Genomic DNA, 17,493 nt, shown 5'->3' with positions numbered 1-17,493 from the left:
ATACGAGTTGTAATCGAACATATTAATAATCAATTGAAAAGATTTAGAATACTAAGTGAACGCTATCGAAATAGACGAAAAAGATTCGGTTTACGCATTAACTTAATCGCTGCACTGGTAAACCGGATGAAATTGCAATAACGACTTTCGCAAGAGGTCTGCTTATAATCACGATATTCAGGCTTCCAGAAATTCGCTTCAATTGCCAGTTGCAAAGCTTGATCATCCAACGCTGGTGCGACGCCTGCATCCATTGCAGCTTTTGCCACTTTAAAAGCAATAAACTTAGAAACTTGCTGAATTTCATTTAAATCTGGCAACAAATCTGCATTCGGGTCTTTCAGCAATGGTGAACAATCTGCCAAAGCATTACTTGATGCAATAAGCATACTGTCAGTCACCCGTGTTGCACCCGCAGCTATCACGCCTAAACCAATGCCTGGGAAAATATAAGAGTTGTTGCACTGCGAAATATTATAAATTTTGCCCTGATAATTCACTGGTTCAAATGGACTGCCTGTAGCAATCAGTGCCTTACCTTCCGTCCATTCCAAAATATCGGCAGGAAATGCTTCGACTTGTGAGGTTGGATTTGACAATGGCAATACAATTGGACGCTCGCAATTGGCAGCCAAAGCTTTAATCACTTCTTCAGTAAATAAACCCGGTTGCCCAGACACGCCTATCAACACGGTTGGTTTGGCATGCTGAATCACATCCAATAATGAAATAATGCCTTCGGCATTGCCCCAAGCTGTGACACGTTCTGTGCTTTGTGCCAGTTTGCTTTGGAAGTCGAGCAAATTCGGCTGATTATCGGTAAACAAGCCAAAACGGTCTACCATAAATACGCGCGCGCGCGCTTCAGCATCGCTTAGACCTTCGACCACCATTTGCGCCACAATTTGTTCGGCAATACCACAACCTGCCGAACCTGCGCCCAAAAAGGCAATGATTTGATCTTTCAATTGTTTGCCCGCAGCCCGTGATGCTGCAATTAAACTGCCCACAGAAACTGCTGCCGTACCTTGAATATCATCATTAAAACAGCAAATTTGATCACGATATTTGTTTAATAACGGCATGGCATTTTTCTGAGCAAAATCTTCAAATTGAATCAATGCTTTTGGCCAGCGACGTTTCACCGCATCTAGCACTTGATCGACAAATTGATAATATTCCTCACCATTGATACGCGGCTGATTCCAGCCCATATAAATTGGGTCATTCAGCAATTGCGGGTTATTGGTACCAACATCGAGGGTAATGGGCAAGGTATAAGCAGGGCTAATACCACCACAAGCGGTATATAAAGACAGTTTCCCAATTGGAATGCCCATGCCACCAATGCCCTGATCACCCAGACCTAAAATACGCTCACCATCGGTAATCACAATCACTTTGACATTCTTTTTATTGATGTTTTGCACAATATCGTCAATGTGGGCGCGGTCAGGGTACGAAATAAAAATACCACGATGACGGCGATAAATATCGGAAAAACGCTGACATGCTTCACCCACCGTTGGGGTATAAATAATCGGCATCATCTCATTCAAATGCTGCTCAATTAAGTGATAAAACAGGGTTTCATTGGTGTCTTGAATGTTGCGTAAATAAATATGTTTGTTGATCGCATCACTAAAAGCACAATATTGCTGATAAGAACGCTGAGTTTGTTCTTCAATATTTTCAATTACATGTGGAATTAAACCATGCAGGTTAAAACGCGTACGTTCTTCTTCAGAAAATGCAGAACCTTTGTTTAATAAAGGTAGTTCTAAAAGGCTGTTGCCAGCGTAGGGAATATATAAAGGACGTTTTTGCTGCAGATTTACGGTGGTCATTGTTCATCTCATTCTAATCAGTTGCGAATGGCGCATAGATTGAGATACGCCATCAGACATCTGACTAGCTTAGCCCCTTTTGCAGTAAAGCAGGCATTTAGAAGTTTGATAACCAAATCTGAATGATTTTTATTTCTGATAACGTTATGTTTTTGAATGCTGCGCTCTTTGAATCAACTGAAATAGAGAACAATACAAGCACGATTATTTCGGAGGCTGTAAAGGCGACATATCGACAATCAGGCTGGCGAACTTACGCACCATTGGCAAAACAAACAACACCACTGGAAAAGCAAAGGCCCAAGAAATCATCCAGTTATTGAACCAGAGTGTAAAAAAACCATCTATCCAGCCTAAATTCCGAATCATATTGATGAAGGAAATGATGCCACTCATCAAACACGATAAAAAGAAAGGAATCACCACGGTGGCCCATTTCATAGGTAATTTGGGCACATTGCCAAAAATCATTGCACGTTGTTTCATGCCATCGCCTTTTGCCTGACGTTATTGGCAGATACTATGCCATGAATTACTTAAAGAAAGGATGATCTTTCAGGCAATTTATTGCTTTAGATCCACCGACCGCAAAATTCGATAAAGCATACAATTGCATTCCCCTAAAGCCCCTGAAATTTGCTATATTTAGCGTTTTTCTGCACATCTATTTTTCGACTCAATATGAATACGGCAATACAAGCAGCGCTCGAGCATGCAGTGCAATCCCTTCAAGCTGAAGGTGTACTCCCATCTGACTGGAACAATACGAGTAATTTAACCCGTACCAAAGACCGCAGCCACGGCGATTTCGCATCGAATATTGCCATGATTGCCTCTAAAGCTGCGGGTATGAAGCCGCGCGATTTAGCCGAAAAAGTTCTTGCTGCACTGCCTGAAGTGGCGGACATTAGCAAAGCAGAAATTGCAGGACCAGGCTTTATTAACTTCTTTTTAAATGCCAATCAGCGTTTTAGCGTTTTAGATCAAATTCAGGCACAACAACAAAATTTTGGCCGCAGCCAAGTCAATGCTCAAAAACGTATTCAGGTCGAATTCGTTTCTGCCAACCCGACTTCAAGCCTGCACGTAGGACATGGTCGTGGTGCAGCTTACGGCATGACCGTTGCCAACTTACTTGAAGCCACAGGTGCCAAAGTTGAGCGTGAATACTATGTCAACGACGCAGGTCGTCAAATGGATATATTGGCAACTTCGACTTATTTGCGTTATTTGCAACTGGCGGGACAAACCCTGGTTTTCCCGAAAAATGCTTACCAAGGCGACTATGTCAAAGACATTGCACAAAGCATTTTAGAACAAGAGGGTGAACGCCACGTACGCTCTGTTGCAGATGTATATAACAATGTACCTGAAGATGTGCAATATGCTGCAGAACTCGATGCCGATGGCAACAAAGTGGTGCTATCGGGCGATAAAGAAAAACACATTGATGGTTTGATCTTCAATTCACAAAACCTTTTGGGCGATGACTATCGCGTGTTCCACCAAGCTGCCTTGAACGCCATTTTGGCCGACATTCAAGATGACTTGGGCGAGTTTGGCGTGACCTTTAACCAATGGTTTAGTGAGGCATCATTGACTGAAAAAATTGAAGAAGCTCTGCAAACCCTAGATCAACGTGGTTATCTGTACGAACAAGACGGCAATATCTGGTTTAAATCAACTGAATTTGGCGATGAAAAAGACCGTGTAGTGAAACGCCGTAATGGTCAAACCACTTACTTTGCTTCAGACATTGCTTATCACCTAAATAAATTACAACGTGGCTATACGGACCTAATTGATATTTGGGGTTCAGATCACCACGGCTACATTTCACGTGTAAAGGCGGCGATTGACGCGCTCGGCTATGACTCGAAAAAACTCACCGTGCTGTTGGTGCAGTTTGTAAGTTTATGGCGTGGCGGTGAAATGGTGCAAATGTCATCTCGCTCGGGTCAATACGTGACCTTACGCGACTTGCGTAAAGAAGTCGGTAACGATGCTGCGCGTTTCTATTATGTGATGCGTAAATCTGAGCAACACATTGACTTTGACCTAGATTTAGCCGTTTCGCAAAGTAAAGACAATGCGGTGTACTATATTCAATATGCCCATGCGCGTATTTGTCGTATGCTCGAAAAAGCAGCGGCATTACAGCTCAATTTTGATGCTGGCGAGGCACGTCAATTTGCTGCAAAACTTGAGCTAGATGCTGAAACTGAAATTTTAGCCAAATTGGCAGCCTATCCTGAAATTTTAGTGCGTGCTGCCAACAGCCACGAACCGCATCAGGTAGGTAACTATTTGAAAGAATTAGCTGCCTTGTTCCATGGTTGGTACAACGAGCATAAAGTGCTGAATGATGATGCAGCCTTGACTCAGGCGCGTTTATTGCTCTCAGTTAACGTGAAACAAGTCTTGCGCAATGGTTTAGAATTATTGGGTGTTTCTGCACCTGAAACGATGTAATTCGCTTAGTAAAGCGTCGAGGGTCGCAAGACTGAAAATTGATGCTTGAGATCTTGATCTCAACACTGATGTGTTTCTCGCTTTGCAATGCTTGAACTTTGCAAAGCGATTCTTTATCTTGATCGTATGTTGCTTAAATTTATTCAGGCCACATACAAAAATAATTAGTCCAAAAAAATTTCTGGTATTGCTGACAATAAAGAGGTTTCCTCGTGTTTGGAAAAACGCAACGCGGTGTATCTGAGCGCCCCAATAAGCCCAAAAAACCACTGATTCCTGCATGGTTAGGCACGCTCGTGGTCGTTTTAGTACTGTTGTGTTTTGCTGTGGCTTTAATGCTTTGGAAACCGTGGGCACCTGTGCAACCCAAAGGTCAAATCAGTTCAGAACATTATCAAGAAGATACCAACAAAGACTATCGTTTTTACGATTTGCTACCACAGCAACAGGTCACGCCTATTCCTGAGCAAGCGGTTCCTGAAACACAGCAACAAAATACCGTAGTTATTGTTGAAGCACCTGTTGCGGTAGAAGCACCTGCTGCCAGTGAAGCCAATGTCGGTTTATCTGAAATGTCTGCTCCTGTGGTCAAAGCCAGCTATATTTTGCAAGTACGCAGTTATACCGACCCAGATGCTGCCGATGCACGTCGTGCTGAAATTATTTTGAATGGTTTATCTGCTGATGTAGTGAAAAGTACCGACGGTGGCGAAACATGGTATCGTGTGATTTCAGGTCCTTATGACTCCGCAGAAGCGGCAGTGATTGCCCAGCAAACTCTGCAGCATAGCGGCATTGATTCGATTGTAGTGAAACGCTAAGCCTAGTTTACCAATAAATAAGATCAGTTAAAAAAGATGCCACGGCATCTTTTTTGGGGTGCAGAATCATATACGCATAAGAAACATCGCTAGAGTTGTTACAGTAATTGCTGCTCACGTTCACGTGCAGATTGAAATGCAGGACGCTGTTCCACGCGTGCCAAATAAGCTGCAATCTGTGGATAACGATGCCCTGTACGGCTTTGCAGTGCCTGAAGAGGGAAACTCATTTGAATATCGGCAAAAGAAAATTTGCCTGCAAAATAATCATGTTCAGACAAATAAGCTTCCAAATAAGCAATATGATCTTTTAAACGAGGCTGAATAAATCCTGCTTTAATACCTGCACTAATTTTGTTTGCCACTGGTCGAACTAACCATGGCACTTGCTGTGGCACTTTGGTCAATACCAACTGCATCACTAACAATGGCATTAATGAACCTTCGGCATAATGCATCCAGTATTGATAGGCTTGCTGTGCTGAAGTCTGCTGCGGTTTAAACTGCGCTTGCAAATCATATTGCTGCTGCAAGTATTCCAAAATTACTGCAGATTCTGCGATGGTCTGCTCTGCATCAGTTAAAATTGGCGCTTTACCCAATGGGTGAATCAGCTTTAATTCATTAGGCGCACTAAAATTGGGCTGACGGTGATAAAACTTGATATCATAGTCTAAGCCCAACTCTTCAAGGGCCCACAAAATGCGGAAAGAGCGGGATTGATCAAGGTGGTGTAAGGTAATCATAAAACGTCCTATTTTGTTTTATTGCCTATGTTTTTGAGTGATTGTATATCTTCTATTTTACGCAACATTATAAAAAAGATCTGTCCTAGAGGGCTATTTATAAGAGATGGATTCAACCTCTGTTTAACCAAATTCAGTACGAATTTCCATACTGCGTAGCAGCGTTTTGGTGACAGGGGTTTTTTGGCAGATATTCAGCACTTTCTGTTGTAACTCTGCATCTAAAGGCTGTTCAATGATCACCTGACGCTCGACCCATTCCTGCCCTTCTTTATTGGCAAAAAAATGAGCCTCAACTTGAATTTTGCCAAAATCTAATCCTTTATGCTGTGAATACATACGCAAGGTAATCATAGTACAGGCGACTAGAGCACTACAAAGCAAATCATAGGGAGCGGGGCCTGTATCATGACCACCCAACGACTCAGGCTCATCCACAATAAATTGATGCTCTCCGCTTTGCAGTTGACCTTGCCAGGCTGCCTCTAAACTGTGTACCTGTGCTGTTCCAATCATTGCCATCTGCTTGCTCCCTGTAGTGATCTGCTTTGCTAGAATTTATTTCGAAGCCCGAATTCTTGCGGGAAAAGTCGGTGCTTCTAAACGTGGTCCGTCATAATCTGGAATTGAACCAAAACGCGGATCTTGATTGACCCATTGCTCCCGAGCAAGTTCTAATTCTTCTTGGGTACGGCCAACCAAATTCCACCATAATAAAATGGGCGATTCAAACGGCAAACCACCTAAAAGTAATAGCCGTGCACCTGCATGCACATGCAATTCAATTTCAGTCAGCCCAGGTTCAAGCAGTAACATATTTTCATCGGTCAGTTCATGCCCATGCAATGTGGCTGTCCCCTCTAACATCATCAAACCATATTCGAATTTAGGATTGAGTGCTAAACGGGTTTTATTCGATGTGCTTGCGCTAATATCGACCCCGAGCAATTCACTATGCACGCGTACAGGTGAAGTCGTGTTTAAAAATTCACCCACCAAAATGGTAAACTCCAAACCATCTTGGTGTATCACCGGCAAGTCGGGGTAATGGTCAAAGCGCGGTGCCATATTGCGCTGATCATCAGGCAATGCAATCCATAATTGAGCGGTATGCATATGGGTTTCAGTTTCAGGCGCAACTTCGGTATGCGAAATGCCATAACCTGCGGTCATTAAATTGACCTGTTTCGGACGTATCAACTGCTTGGTGCCCAAACTATCGGTGTGCATGATTGTCCCTTCAATCATCCAAGTAAAGGTTTGCAAACCAATATGTGGATGTGGACCAATATCTAAACCTTCACCTTGCGGAAAGCTCACAGGACCTGCATGATCCAGAAAACACCATGCGCCAATCATGCGTTTATGTCGACTCGGTAGGGCACGTTTGATTAAAGTTCCCTGTCCAATTTCAGCATTACGCAGTGGAAATTCCTGTATAAATTGCTTTATGTACTTGTCGCAATCGTCTGAATTGGAGAGCTCGGTATAATTGCTATTGCTCATCCTGTGCTCCTTAAAGCTACAGCTTTTGATTCTTTTACTATTAAATACGCTAAATTGATAGTGAAGAGCAAGACCCTATTTGTTTTATAAGTGATTACAGCCGTAGCAACTCATTGTATAGATGACCAAATTGGCAATTTTGATCAAAAATTTAAAAAAATACAGAAAATACCCAAATTTAGGGAGGTCAATTTTTCAACATTTTGGGCATAATTTCTGTGTAAGTTGTTATTTTGGGTCAGTATCGTAATGTCTGTGAAAGCTCGAATGGGGCAACAGTTTCATTCGAAAGTTTTAAGCGACCAAGAAGCTTCAGCCAAATTATTAAAAGTGACTGAATGCGATCTGGAAAACCGACAGGCAATTGAAACAGCATTGCAGCACCCGACTGCGCCTCTCCCACCAAAATTTGAAGCCCACTTTGACCAATATCAATATTTACATCAACGTCGTTATTTGCGTCAGGTCAATTACATTGGGCAAATGGTTTTCTTACTGTATTTCTTTGTCGATTATTTTGTGATTCCAGACGTCAGTCTGCTTTCGGGCATTATGCGTGTGTTTGCCGTAACTCTTGCATTGGTAGGTAATTATTTTTGCTTTAAATACGTCAAAGATATTCAGCTTTTAGATTTAATCTTACCCATCAGCGCTACATTGTGTTGTGGTGTCTGGTTTTATATTTTGTCGCAATCCCACAGTCCGTGGGTCGGCTACTATCTTTATGCTGCGGTTATTTATGTGGTGATGGCTAATCTGTGTATTCAGGTACGTTTCCGACCTGCACTATACAATTCACTGCTCATGAGTGTACTGATTTTTCTAAGTGCCATCTCCTTAACAACGCTACAAGATGCACTCATTTTTATGGTGGTCTATATCCCCATGTGGTTACTCAGTTTGTATATTAGCTGGAGCAATACCCTCAATGCGCGCCACCACTTTTTGCGCAGTTTGCTGGATGACTGGAATTTCCATACCCTGCAAGCCTTAGCCCATACCGATGAACTAACCCAACTGAATAACCGTCGGCAATTTGTGCACATGGCGGAACATAAAATTCACCAATGGCCTAAATCGAATTCGATCTGTTTATTGATGTTTGATGTAGATTTCTTTAAACAAATTAATGATACCTATGGGCATGATGTTGGAGATCGGGTGCTGCAAAATATTGCTGAAATTGCCCGTAAAGAGATGCGTCGTAAAGATATTTTGGCACGCTTTGGTGGCGAGGAATTTATTGCCCTGCTCAGCGAAACCAGTTTGGATGAAGCACTGGTGATTTCAGAGCGTTTAAGACAAAAAATTGCACAGCACCAAATGTGTATAGGCAATAAATGCTTTAATTTTACCGTGTCGATTGGTGTATCAAGTTTAAAACCGCAACAAACTGACTTACAACTGTTGATTAAGGAAGCTGATATAGCACTTTACCAAGCCAAACAAAGTGGGCGTAATTGTGTGATCAGTTATGATGTGGGAATGTCTGAGCCACCCGAACCAATTTTAAAAAAAGAAGTTAAATCTTGGATGATCTAATTAATTTAAAAAATGAGCACATTACGTGCTCATTTTTTTGGGTATCTAGCTAGCGTATGTTTAAAAGCCCTGCTTGGAAACCTGCCGCTGCGCGCATCTTGCGCCTATTTTAAATAGCTGTGCTTTAAAATAGGCTCATGACGTAATTCAGACACGAAGCAATGCTTCGTGAAATCTCTAGCTGTCACGCGCACAGCCCTTGCCGTAAAACTGGCAAGTAGCAGTGCTGCTTGAAACCCCTAGCTGCCGCGCGCATAGCGCTTGGCGTAATTCAGGCGGACAGCAGTGCTGTCCGAAATCCCTGAATTACTCCCATTCAATTGTTGCAGGTGGTTTAGACGATACGTCATAAGTGACACGTGAAACGTCTGCAATTTCATTCATGATGCGGGTAGAGATTTTGTCGACCAAATCGTACGGTAAGTGTGCGAAACGTGCGGTCATAAAGTCCACCGTTTCTACGGCACGAAGTGCAATTACCCATGCATAACGACGACCATCACCGACGACACCCACAGATTTCACAGGTTGGAATACTGCAAACGCTTGTGCCGTTTTGTCATACCAACCACTTGCACGCAATTCCTGCATGAAAATGTCATCAGCTAGACGTAAAATGTCTGCATATTCTTTTTTCACTTCACCCAAAATACGTACACCCAAACCAGGACCAGGGAATGGATGACGGTAAATCATGCTGTGTGGCAAGCCTAAAGTCGTGCCGAGTTTACGCACTTCATCTTTAAATAAATCACGTAAAGGTTCAACCAATTCAAAGGCTAAATCTTCTGGTAAACCACCCACGTTATGGTGTGACTTAATCACGTGCGCTTTACCTTGTTTGCTGGCTGCCGATTCAATCACGTCTGGGTAAATCGTACCTTGTGCTAAGAATTTCACGCCATCGAGTTTACGTGCTTCTTCAGCGAAAACTTCAATAAATTCTCGACCAATAATTTTACGTTTTTTCTCAGGATCGACTTCACCTGCCAACGCGCTGAGGAAGCGTTGTTCTGCATCGGCACGAATCACGCGAATACCCATGTTTTCTGCAAACATTTGCATCACTTGATCGCCTTCGTTCAAGCGTAATAAGCCATTGTCAACAAATACACATGTTAATTGATCGCCAATGGCTTTATGCAACAAAGCTGCAACCACAGAGGAATCCACACCACCAGATAAACCTAGCAATACTTTTTCATCGCCAATTTGCTGACGTAATTGTTCTACACGCAGATCGATGATGTGTTCTGGTGTCCATAAACCGCGACATCCACAAATTTGATGTACAAAGTTAGACAATAACTCTGCACCTTTAGCAGTGTGTGTCACTTCTGGGTGGAACTGAATTCCATAGAAACGGCGGGTTTCATCAGAAATCATCGCCACTGGGCAGCTTGGCGTGCTTGCAGTAATTTGGAAGCCTTCTGGAATGCGTGCCACTTTATCGCCATGGCTCATCCAAACGTGCAATTGGTTTTCACGGTCTTGCAAGTTACCAATCAGTTTGTCACGCACCAAAATATCGACTTCGGCATAACCGAATTCATGCACTGTACCCGCTTCAACTTTACCGCCCAATTGTTCTGCCATGGTCTGTAAACCATAGCAGATTCCCAATACAGGTACGCCTAAGTTAAATACGATTTCAGGTGCACGTGGACTACCCGCTTGATGAACACTTTCAGGTCCACCCGATAAGATAATACCGTTTGGATTAAATGCACGAATGTCTTCTTCAGACATATCGTAGGCATACATTTCAGAATATACGCCCGCTTCACGCACACGACGCGCGATAAGCTGACTATATTGCGAACCGAAATCCAGAATCAGGATACGATCTTCAGTAATTTGAGTATTGGTAGTCATGACAAACAACTATGAAAGGCAAACGAATTAAGCGCGCTATTCTAGCATTTTTCCACGCCTTGCGCACACTATTCAGACAATACTGAATCTGGATATTTTTTATTCTATAGATTATCCGCTCAAGTGAGATAACCTGTTGCATTTTTAGAACAGAGCCAAGAATGTAATTTATTACTCTTAAATTCCTCTAATAATTATTTAACTTTTATACTGACTTTCAACGTCTGGACTGCTAGGATTTGAGCACACTTTCGCTTGTTTTTTCTCATGGAACTGATTGATTTTATCTTGCACGTCGATGAGCATTTGCTCGAATTCATCACCCAATATGGGGTGTGGATTTACGCTATTTTATTCCTGATTATTTTTGTAGAAACAGGCTTGGTGGTTATGCCGTTTTTACCGGGTGATAGTTTGCTGTTCGCGGCAGGCGCACTGGCTGCATCGACAGGAGTAATGGATCCTTGGATTTTGGGTATTTTATTGTTTACTGCTGCAGTACTCGGCGACACCTTGAATTACCACATTGGTAAGTATATTGGTCCACGGGTTTTCGAGCTGGAATCACGTTTTATCAATAAAAAACATTTGATCGAAACCCAAAAGTTTTTTGAGCGACACGGCGGAAAAACCATTATTTTTGCGCGTTTTGTGCCTTTTGCGCGTACCTTTGCGCCTTTTGTGGCAGGTGCAGGCAGCATGAATTATAAATACTTCCTAACCTATAACGTGATTGGTGCTTTTTGCTGGATCGCGTCGTTTATCACGCTCGGTTATTTGTTTGGCAATATGCCAATTGTGAAAGACAATTTCACCTATTTAATTTTTGGCATTATTATTTTAAGTGTTTTGCCTGGTGTGATTGGTTTTATTCGCCAAAAACTCAAGAAAAAACCTGCTTAAGTTGTGTAATTCTTTGGGCATGCCTGTTGAACAGCGCCACCCTCATCCATTCAAAACAGCTGAGATGATTGTTCAACTCAGCAAATTGCTCTCTAAATCTTTAGAAAAAACGTGCTACCACAGGCAGCATACACACCACCAACAGCAAAGCCGAGCCTTTATATAATAGGTTTGCCGTCATTTTATTGGTTTCTCGCGCCAAAACTGCCCGCCCTAAAGACATCCAAAATAACGCTGTTGGCAATAAAACTAGACCGAATAAGACATAAACCATGGCGAAGTTAGTCGGGTTATCCCAAGTTTCTACAGGAAAAATACCTGCAGCAAATAACAAGGCCTTCGGGTTTTTAAAAGTCGAAAAAAATAATTGTACGGGGCGAATGGTGGGGTGTTTTTGACAATGTTGTTCTAAATGCGACTGCTTCCATAAATGAAAAGCCATCCAAAATACATAACCCGCACTTAAAACATGCAGAATATCAATTAAATAAGGCCAAATTGGCGCACTCAAATGAATGAATAACGCCCACAAACTAATGGCATACATATAACCCAAAAACTCTGCGGGAATCAGCAGACTGGTTTTGGCAATGCCTTGTTGGTGGGCTGAGCTTGCCAATAGCGCATTGGTCGGGCCAGGAATCATCAAGACCCCAATCATTGCTAGGACAAAGAGCCAACTTTCAATCATAAACACCAGAGCATGCGAATCAAAAATAGGAGCACACCTTATATGAAAGCCATTGAAAATGACAAGTTTTTCTATCTAGCAGGACTGACCCAAGGGTATTAATAGAACAGAAAATAAAATTAAGTTTTTGTTTTTAAAATATTAGATTGAGATCAATCTTGAATTATATTGCTACATTTTTTAAGCAATGCTGCTGCACATATGGCAGCACCATAGACAAAATACTCGCAAACCCTAAAACTTAAGAGGTTGCAGGTTTGAGTTTGACAATAATCGGGCAAGCTTTAAATTTTGCTGCTTGCACAATGGCTTCTTGCTCACCTAAAAGACGTGCCAATTCTGTTCTTTTGGTATTGGACGACTGTCCCATATTAACTGAAACACTCGGTGCAACACCCCAACCGCCACGGCTACCCCAACCACCGCCTAAACCGATACCCACACCAACGCCTGTACGTTTTGGCGCTTCGACACCGCTTTCAATATATTGCTGAATACGGTTATATTCACTTTGTAATTGTTGGCAATTCAAAGCTTGATAATGTGTAGGCGGCACATAGCTAGGTTTGACTGTGGTCGCACAAGCCCCAAGCAATAAACTACTTGCCGCGACAAGACCAATTGCAAATGTTTTCATGTCTACCTCTGTATCACGCTTGCTCAATTTCATTGAACAACGATTGATAGGCCTGCGTCAATTTATGATCTGTTGCCAAATGAATTAATGGCAAATTTTTATGATGTGATTCTTTCATCAATACCGAAGGCGGTAACATGCTATTCAAAACAGGCAAACCTTCATCTTTAAGTTGCTGCACCACTTCACGCGGTAACTTGGCCTGTGCCTGATATTGATTCACCACAATGCCTTCAATTTGTAAGTTTGCATTGTGATCATCTTGAGTTTCCAGCACATTTTCAATTAGGCTTTGCAAAGCGCGTTTAGAAAAGACATCGCAGTCAAATGGAATAAGCACCCGATCTGCCGCAATTAATGCCGACAAGGTGAAAAAGTTAAATGCAGGCGGAGTATCAATAAATACGCGGTCATATTGATCGGACAATTGTTGCAAGGCATCGCGCAGCTTGTAAATTTTATGTTTCGATTCAAGTGCATGTGCCAAACCGCCCAATTGTGGACTGGCAGGAATCACATCCAAATTTTTAAATGGTGACTGATGCACAAAGGCTTCTAAACCTTTGCTGCGGTTTTTTAAAATTGAGCCTAAGGCATTGCCCAATAAACCTTTGGATTGATTTGCACCCAACACTTCTTCAAAATAATTTTCGATGTTGGGTTCAAGCGCAGGCTTATCGGCAGAATAAGTAGCATCATCACCCAATAAATATTGGCTAGAGTTGGCTTGCGGGTCAAGGTCAATCACCAAAGTTTTTAAACCCTGATGCGCACTAATTGCAGCCAAATTGACGGTAATACTGGATTTTCCAACACCACCTTTCTGATTAAACACCACACGTGTGCGCATTGCCGCCCCTCTTTTCAATTTTTGTTGTGACATCGCTTCAGTTTAACTGAGCTGTAAATATTCTTGCCAAATTATGTCTAACAATTCACCAGTGCTCAAATATACAAACTCTCTCTTGTCGATATTTACATACATTCAATACGCGTGAGTTTGCATCCACAAGCAACATCCACAGTTAAACCTGCTGACTTAACCAAAGCTTGGTTTTAACATCACCAAACCTAAAATGGCAAAAAATGCGACTAGGGCTAAGCCCCAACCCACACGACGTTGAATCAACAAAATACGCTCATCTTTTTTATACGCTTTAATCAAAGAAGAAAGCATCACAAAAAATAAAATAATTTTGGCATAAAACCAAGCTTCGACCTGAAAATCCTTCAGAAATAAGGCAATGACTCCTGTCACCACAATCAACGTGAGTGCCGAATGCTGTAAAGCCACAAAGACTTTCCATGCTTTAGGGTTTGGAGAGTGATTCAATGTGCCTTTAAATAAAGTCATGGCACGCACCACTATCACCAACAGCAACAAAGCCACTGCAGCAACGTGAATGTTGTTCAGCATTGATAAATTTTCCATCTATAGCCTTCCCTTACGCATTTTTTGGTGCATGTGCACATTCAGGGCTAGACGTATCTTGGCCTTGCCACTCAGAGGCGACAAAGGCATGAATTGCCAGTGCATGAATTTTACTTGGCGCAAGTAAGTCACCCACAGCAGCATAAATTTTTTGATGACGTTGTACCGAACGTAAGCCCTGAAAAGCATCACTGACCATCACCACTTTAAAATGGGATTCTTTTCCTGGGAAATAACCGCCATGCCCTGCAGATTCATTCACAACTTCTAAATGACTTGGATTTAAAGCAGCTAAGCGTTGTAACAATTGTTGTTCTAAACTCATGATTGTATTTCCCAAAATGGTTTAAAGGCTGCCTAGCAGTATAACTGCGTTCTATACAATTCTCAGCACTTTGGTAGAATCATTCGTGCTTCGTGCCGTTACAGCGTGTTTTTCTACTTAAATTTGGCGATCTCATCGCCAGTTGTTCTAAAAAATGTCGTTTATTTATGCAATTAAGCTAATTTTTTGCATAAATGGATTGACCCTATTTTTTCATCATGTATTATACACCGCATGCGGGAATAGCTCAGTTGGTAGAGCACAACCTTGCCAAGGTTGGGGTCGCGAGTTCGAGTCTCGTTTCCCGCTCCAAATTCAAAAAGCCCTAATCGAAAGATTGGGGCTTTTTTTATTGTTGATTTTAATAAATATTTTTATAAATCAAAAAATCTGATACATAAAAAAGTAAGTTAACAGAATATTACATTTGGAATTAGTGACCAAATGGTGACCAGAAAGTGACTCAACTTTTTTACTCGCTACTTCCTGTACTGGGCTGAATCTAATTGATCAAGCCTTTTTTTGTAATTACATAAAAAATTATTGATTATGTATCTTATTATTCCTTGCTTATATCCTTATTATTTCCCTGCACCAATGTATGATTTGTTCGCTCAAATATAAATAACTCTCCAACCTGTATATCTAAAAAATCACATACCCGATCAATAGTATCGAAATCTATTCGTGTCAAATCACCATTATAAAGCTTATGCAATGTCGTTTTATTAATACCAGTACCACGAATAAGATCCGCGACTCTCATCCTTCTTGCAGCCAAAAGAGTTGGAAGTTTACAAATAATCACAATAAATTCCTCTAATCCGATTACTTTTTCATTGCATTTAAGCAATTTTAAAGTTAATTTACCTTCAAGGATGCAATTTATCCCCACATCCGATGAAGTTTTACAGGAATATGATTATGACATACACCTACATGACAGCCCAACAGTTGGCTGAAAAAATTCATTACGACCCACGTACCATCCGTAACCAACTTAAGGACAGTATTTTCCTTGAGGGCATTCATTACATCCGCCCATTCGGTGGACGCAAAATTTTGTTTGTTTGGGAACGTATTGAAGAAGATATGTTGAAGTTCACAAGCCTTGGGCTAACTACTTTGCAATAAGGAGTACGGCATATGGCTAATATTCAGGAACGTTATGGAAAGCTCGTAGTAGACTTCCGTTATCAAGGTGTTCGTTGCAGAGAAACAACCAGTCTCGAAGCGACAACACAAAACCGTAAACTACTCAAAAAACGCTTGGAACAACTTGAGGCTGAAATCACCTTAGGTACTTTCGAATATGCGAAATATTTCCCTAAAAGCAAACGTGTTACACAGTTTACTGTGATACAGCAACGCAAGGATGTGCTGAGCTCATCAACACCCCTATTTAAGGATTTTGCGCATATTTGGTTTAATGAGAAAAAAATTGAATGGCGCAGTTCCTACCAGGAAAAGGTACTGATTATTTTAAACAACTATTTGATCCCTGCATTAGGCCATCAGTGCTTGGATCAGATAAAAAAGCCAGACTTGCTTGAATTCCGTTCCTCTCTCGCCAAAGTGAATTACGGTTTAAAGCAAGCAAGTCTGAAGGCGTCCAGAATCAATCAGATCATGACTCCTTTACGTATGATACTTAATGATGCGGCGGAACGATACAGCTTTGTTTCGCCATATAAAAATATTAAGAATCTAAAGGAAAGTCGCATTGATGTAACACCTTTCACTTTACAGGAAGTACAGAAGATCTTAGAGACTGTACGCGATGATTTTAAACCATACTATACCGTTCGCTTCTTCACAGGTATGCGTACCAGTGAAATTGATGGGTTACGGTGGCATAACGTCAATTTTCAACGTCGCGAAATCTATATCAAAGAAGCTTTGGTCAACGGCAAACTTGGTGATACCAAAACCTATGGATCAGACCGTGTCATCCAAATGAGTGAACGAGTGTATCAAGCTCTTTTAGAACAAAAGAACATTGTCAAGAGTCGCTCTGAATTCGTTTTTTCTATGCGAAATGGCAATCCATTGGACTATCGCTTAGTGAATCGACGTGTATGGCATCCATTATTAAGATTTTTAGGTCTTAAAAGTCGTCGTGCATATCAAACACGGCATACTGCAGCGACATTATGGCTCTCAGCTGGGGAAAACCCAGAATGGATTGCCAAACAATTGGGGCATTCAACCACTGAAATGTTGTTCCGTGTTTACAGTCGCTATGTCCCTAATATTACGCGTCGTGATGGCAGTGCTTTTGAGCTCATGCTTGAAAAGTTAAAAGACATGGAGAATGAGTATGACTAAATCATTCTTTGGCGGTGTTGTGGTGTCACAGGAAGCTGATGCAGTGGCGAGAGAGCTCATTCAGGAGTTTCAAACTCATAAATCAAAAAACTAAGGTCATCTAATTGATGACCTAGCCCTTTTGCATCTATTAAAAGGTTAAAAATGGCTTTGTTGCACAAACCTATCTGTAAAGGGTTTTTCAGCGATATAATTTTCAAATGAAGAAGCCTGCACACAAAATCTACCGCACAACCAATTGGCCCGCATATAACCGAGCACTCATGAGTCGCGGAAATATTGCCATTTGGTTTGATCCTGCTACGCAATGGTATGCTCCATCAATAGGCAAACAAGGGCGAAATCAAACCTACTCCGACGCAGCTATC

At 41.6% G+C, this 17,493-nt stretch carries 17 protein-coding genes, 1 tRNA gene and 3 pseudogenes; 9 read left to right on the top strand and 12 right to left on the bottom strand.

Features of this window, described 5'->3' with window-relative positions; all coding sequences use genetic code 11:
• Positions 1 to 141: pseudogene (locus tag B2W49_RS07380) on the top strand (IS5/IS1182 family transposase); the annotation flags it as partial.
• A 17-nt stretch (positions 142 to 158) separates the two neighbouring features.
• Here B2W49_RS07380 and B2W49_RS07375 read toward each other — a convergent pair.
• Positions 159 to 1,847 (bottom strand): annotated as a pseudogene (locus B2W49_RS07375) (NAD-dependent malic enzyme); the annotation flags it as partial.
• 204 nt (positions 1,848 to 2,051) lie between these two features.
• Entirely contained in the window at positions 2,052 to 2,333 is a 282-nt protein-coding gene (locus B2W49_RS07370) for a DUF2798 domain-containing protein (protein ID WP_180169558.1), read from the bottom strand.
• 195 nt (positions 2,334 to 2,528) lie between these two features.
• Between B2W49_RS07370 and argS the strand changes: the two genes are divergently transcribed.
• Positions 2,529 to 4,319: an arginine--tRNA ligase gene (gene argS, locus B2W49_RS07365; RefSeq protein WP_291337840.1), complete on the top strand. Its 1,791-nt coding sequence runs from the start codon at positions 2,529 to 2,531 to the stop codon at positions 4,317 to 4,319.
• 212 nt (positions 4,320 to 4,531) lie between these two features.
• Positions 4,532 to 5,140 (top strand): SPOR domain-containing protein, encoded by a 609-nt coding sequence (locus B2W49_RS07360; RefSeq protein WP_291337838.1) that lies wholly within the window; start codon positions 4,532 to 4,534, stop codon positions 5,138 to 5,140.
• 98 nt (positions 5,141 to 5,238) lie between these two features.
• Here the strand turns inward: B2W49_RS07360 and B2W49_RS07355 are convergent, their stop codons facing one another.
• From B2W49_RS07355 to B2W49_RS07345, 3 genes are all read right to left on the bottom strand, one after another.
• On the bottom strand, positions 5,239 to 5,886 hold the full coding sequence (locus tag B2W49_RS07355; protein WP_291337835.1) for a glutathione S-transferase: 648 nt from the start codon (positions 5,884 to 5,886) through the stop codon (positions 5,239 to 5,241).
• Positions 5,887 to 6,009: 123 nt separating this feature from the next.
• A complete protein-coding gene (locus tag B2W49_RS07350) occupies positions 6,010 to 6,408 on the bottom strand; it encodes an OsmC family protein (RefSeq protein WP_086904897.1) in 399 nt (132 codons plus the stop codon).
• Positions 6,409 to 6,444: 36 nt separating this feature from the next.
• Entirely contained in the window at positions 6,445 to 7,392 is a 948-nt protein-coding gene (locus B2W49_RS07345; RefSeq protein ID WP_291337833.1) for a pirin family protein, read from the bottom strand.
• Positions 7,393 to 7,641: 249 nt separating this feature from the next.
• Here B2W49_RS07345 and B2W49_RS07340 point away from each other — a divergent pair, with 249 nt between their 5' ends.
• Complete coding sequence (locus B2W49_RS07340; RefSeq protein ID WP_291337831.1) at positions 7,642 to 8,934, top strand: GGDEF domain-containing protein; 1,293 nt, start codon at positions 7,642 to 7,644, stop codon at positions 8,932 to 8,934.
• 306 nt (positions 8,935 to 9,240) lie between these two features.
• On the opposite strand, the gene guaA is transcribed toward B2W49_RS07340, so the two are convergent.
• Positions 9,241 to 10,809: a glutamine-hydrolyzing GMP synthase gene (gene guaA, locus B2W49_RS07335; RefSeq protein WP_291337830.1), complete on the bottom strand. Its 1,569-nt coding sequence runs from the start codon at positions 10,807 to 10,809 to the stop codon at positions 9,241 to 9,243.
• Between the two features lie 267 nt (positions 10,810 to 11,076).
• Between guaA and B2W49_RS07330 the strand changes: the two genes are divergently transcribed.
• Complete coding sequence (locus B2W49_RS07330; RefSeq protein ID WP_236094330.1) at positions 11,077 to 11,712, top strand: DedA family protein; 636 nt, start codon at positions 11,077 to 11,079, stop codon at positions 11,710 to 11,712.
• Between the two features lie 100 nt (positions 11,713 to 11,812).
• Here the strand turns inward: B2W49_RS07330 and B2W49_RS07325 are convergent, their stop codons facing one another.
• The 5 genes from B2W49_RS07325 to B2W49_RS07305 form a co-directional block, all read right to left on the bottom strand.
• Positions 11,813 to 12,403, bottom strand: a complete 591-nt coding sequence (locus B2W49_RS07325) for a LysE family translocator (protein WP_291337822.1) — start codon at positions 12,401 to 12,403, stop codon at positions 11,813 to 11,815.
• 241 nt (positions 12,404 to 12,644) lie between these two features.
• The gene (locus B2W49_RS07320) at positions 12,645 to 13,040 is read right to left on the bottom strand and encodes a hypothetical protein (protein WP_291337819.1); all 396 of its coding nucleotides are present in this window, start codon (positions 13,038 to 13,040) and stop codon (positions 12,645 to 12,647) included.
• 13 nt (positions 13,041 to 13,053) lie between these two features.
• Positions 13,054 to 13,890: a ParA family protein gene (locus B2W49_RS07315; protein ID WP_291337817.1), complete on the bottom strand. Its 837-nt coding sequence runs from the start codon at positions 13,888 to 13,890 to the stop codon at positions 13,054 to 13,056.
• 189 nt (positions 13,891 to 14,079) lie between these two features.
• Positions 14,080 to 14,472, bottom strand: coding sequence for a SirB2 family protein (locus tag B2W49_RS07310; RefSeq protein ID WP_291337815.1), 393 nt, complete (start codon positions 14,470 to 14,472; stop codon positions 14,080 to 14,082).
• Between the two features lie 13 nt (positions 14,473 to 14,485).
• A complete protein-coding gene (locus B2W49_RS07305) occupies positions 14,486 to 14,797 on the bottom strand; it encodes a BolA family protein (RefSeq protein WP_291337814.1) in 312 nt (103 codons plus the stop codon).
• A gap of 236 nt (positions 14,798 to 15,033) precedes the next feature.
• Between B2W49_RS07305 and B2W49_RS07300 the strand changes: the two genes are divergently transcribed.
• A tRNA-Gly gene (locus B2W49_RS07300) sits at positions 15,034 to 15,109 on the top strand.
• Between the two features lie 247 nt (positions 15,110 to 15,356).
• Here the strand turns inward: B2W49_RS07300 and B2W49_RS07295 are convergent.
• Positions 15,357 to 15,605: a helix-turn-helix domain-containing protein gene (locus B2W49_RS07295; protein WP_291337812.1), complete on the bottom strand. Its 249-nt coding sequence runs from the start codon at positions 15,603 to 15,605 to the stop codon at positions 15,357 to 15,359.
• A 116-nt stretch (positions 15,606 to 15,721) separates the two neighbouring features.
• On the opposite strand from B2W49_RS07295, the gene B2W49_RS07290 reads away from it, so the two are divergent.
• From B2W49_RS07290 to B2W49_RS07280, 3 genes and pseudogenes are all read left to right on the top strand, one after another.
• Positions 15,722 to 15,931 carry a hypothetical protein gene (locus tag B2W49_RS07290; protein WP_004644831.1) on the top strand — a complete coding sequence of 70 codons (210 nt, stop codon included), beginning with the start codon at positions 15,722 to 15,724 and terminating at the stop codon, positions 15,929 to 15,931.
• Positions 15,932 to 15,943: 12 nt separating this feature from the next.
• Complete coding sequence (locus tag B2W49_RS07285) at positions 15,944 to 17,125, top strand: Arm DNA-binding domain-containing protein (protein WP_291337805.1); 1,182 nt, start codon at positions 15,944 to 15,946, stop codon at positions 17,123 to 17,125.
• Between the two features lie 200 nt (positions 17,126 to 17,325).
• A pseudogene (locus B2W49_RS07280) lies at positions 17,326 to 17,493 on the top strand (IS5/IS1182 family transposase); the annotation flags it as partial.

Source organism: Acinetobacter sp. UBA801, assembly GCA_002296655.1.
Taxonomy (GTDB): Bacteria; Pseudomonadota; Gammaproteobacteria; order Pseudomonadales; family Moraxellaceae; genus Acinetobacter.
This window is presented reverse-complemented; position numbering and strand designations above follow the sequence as displayed.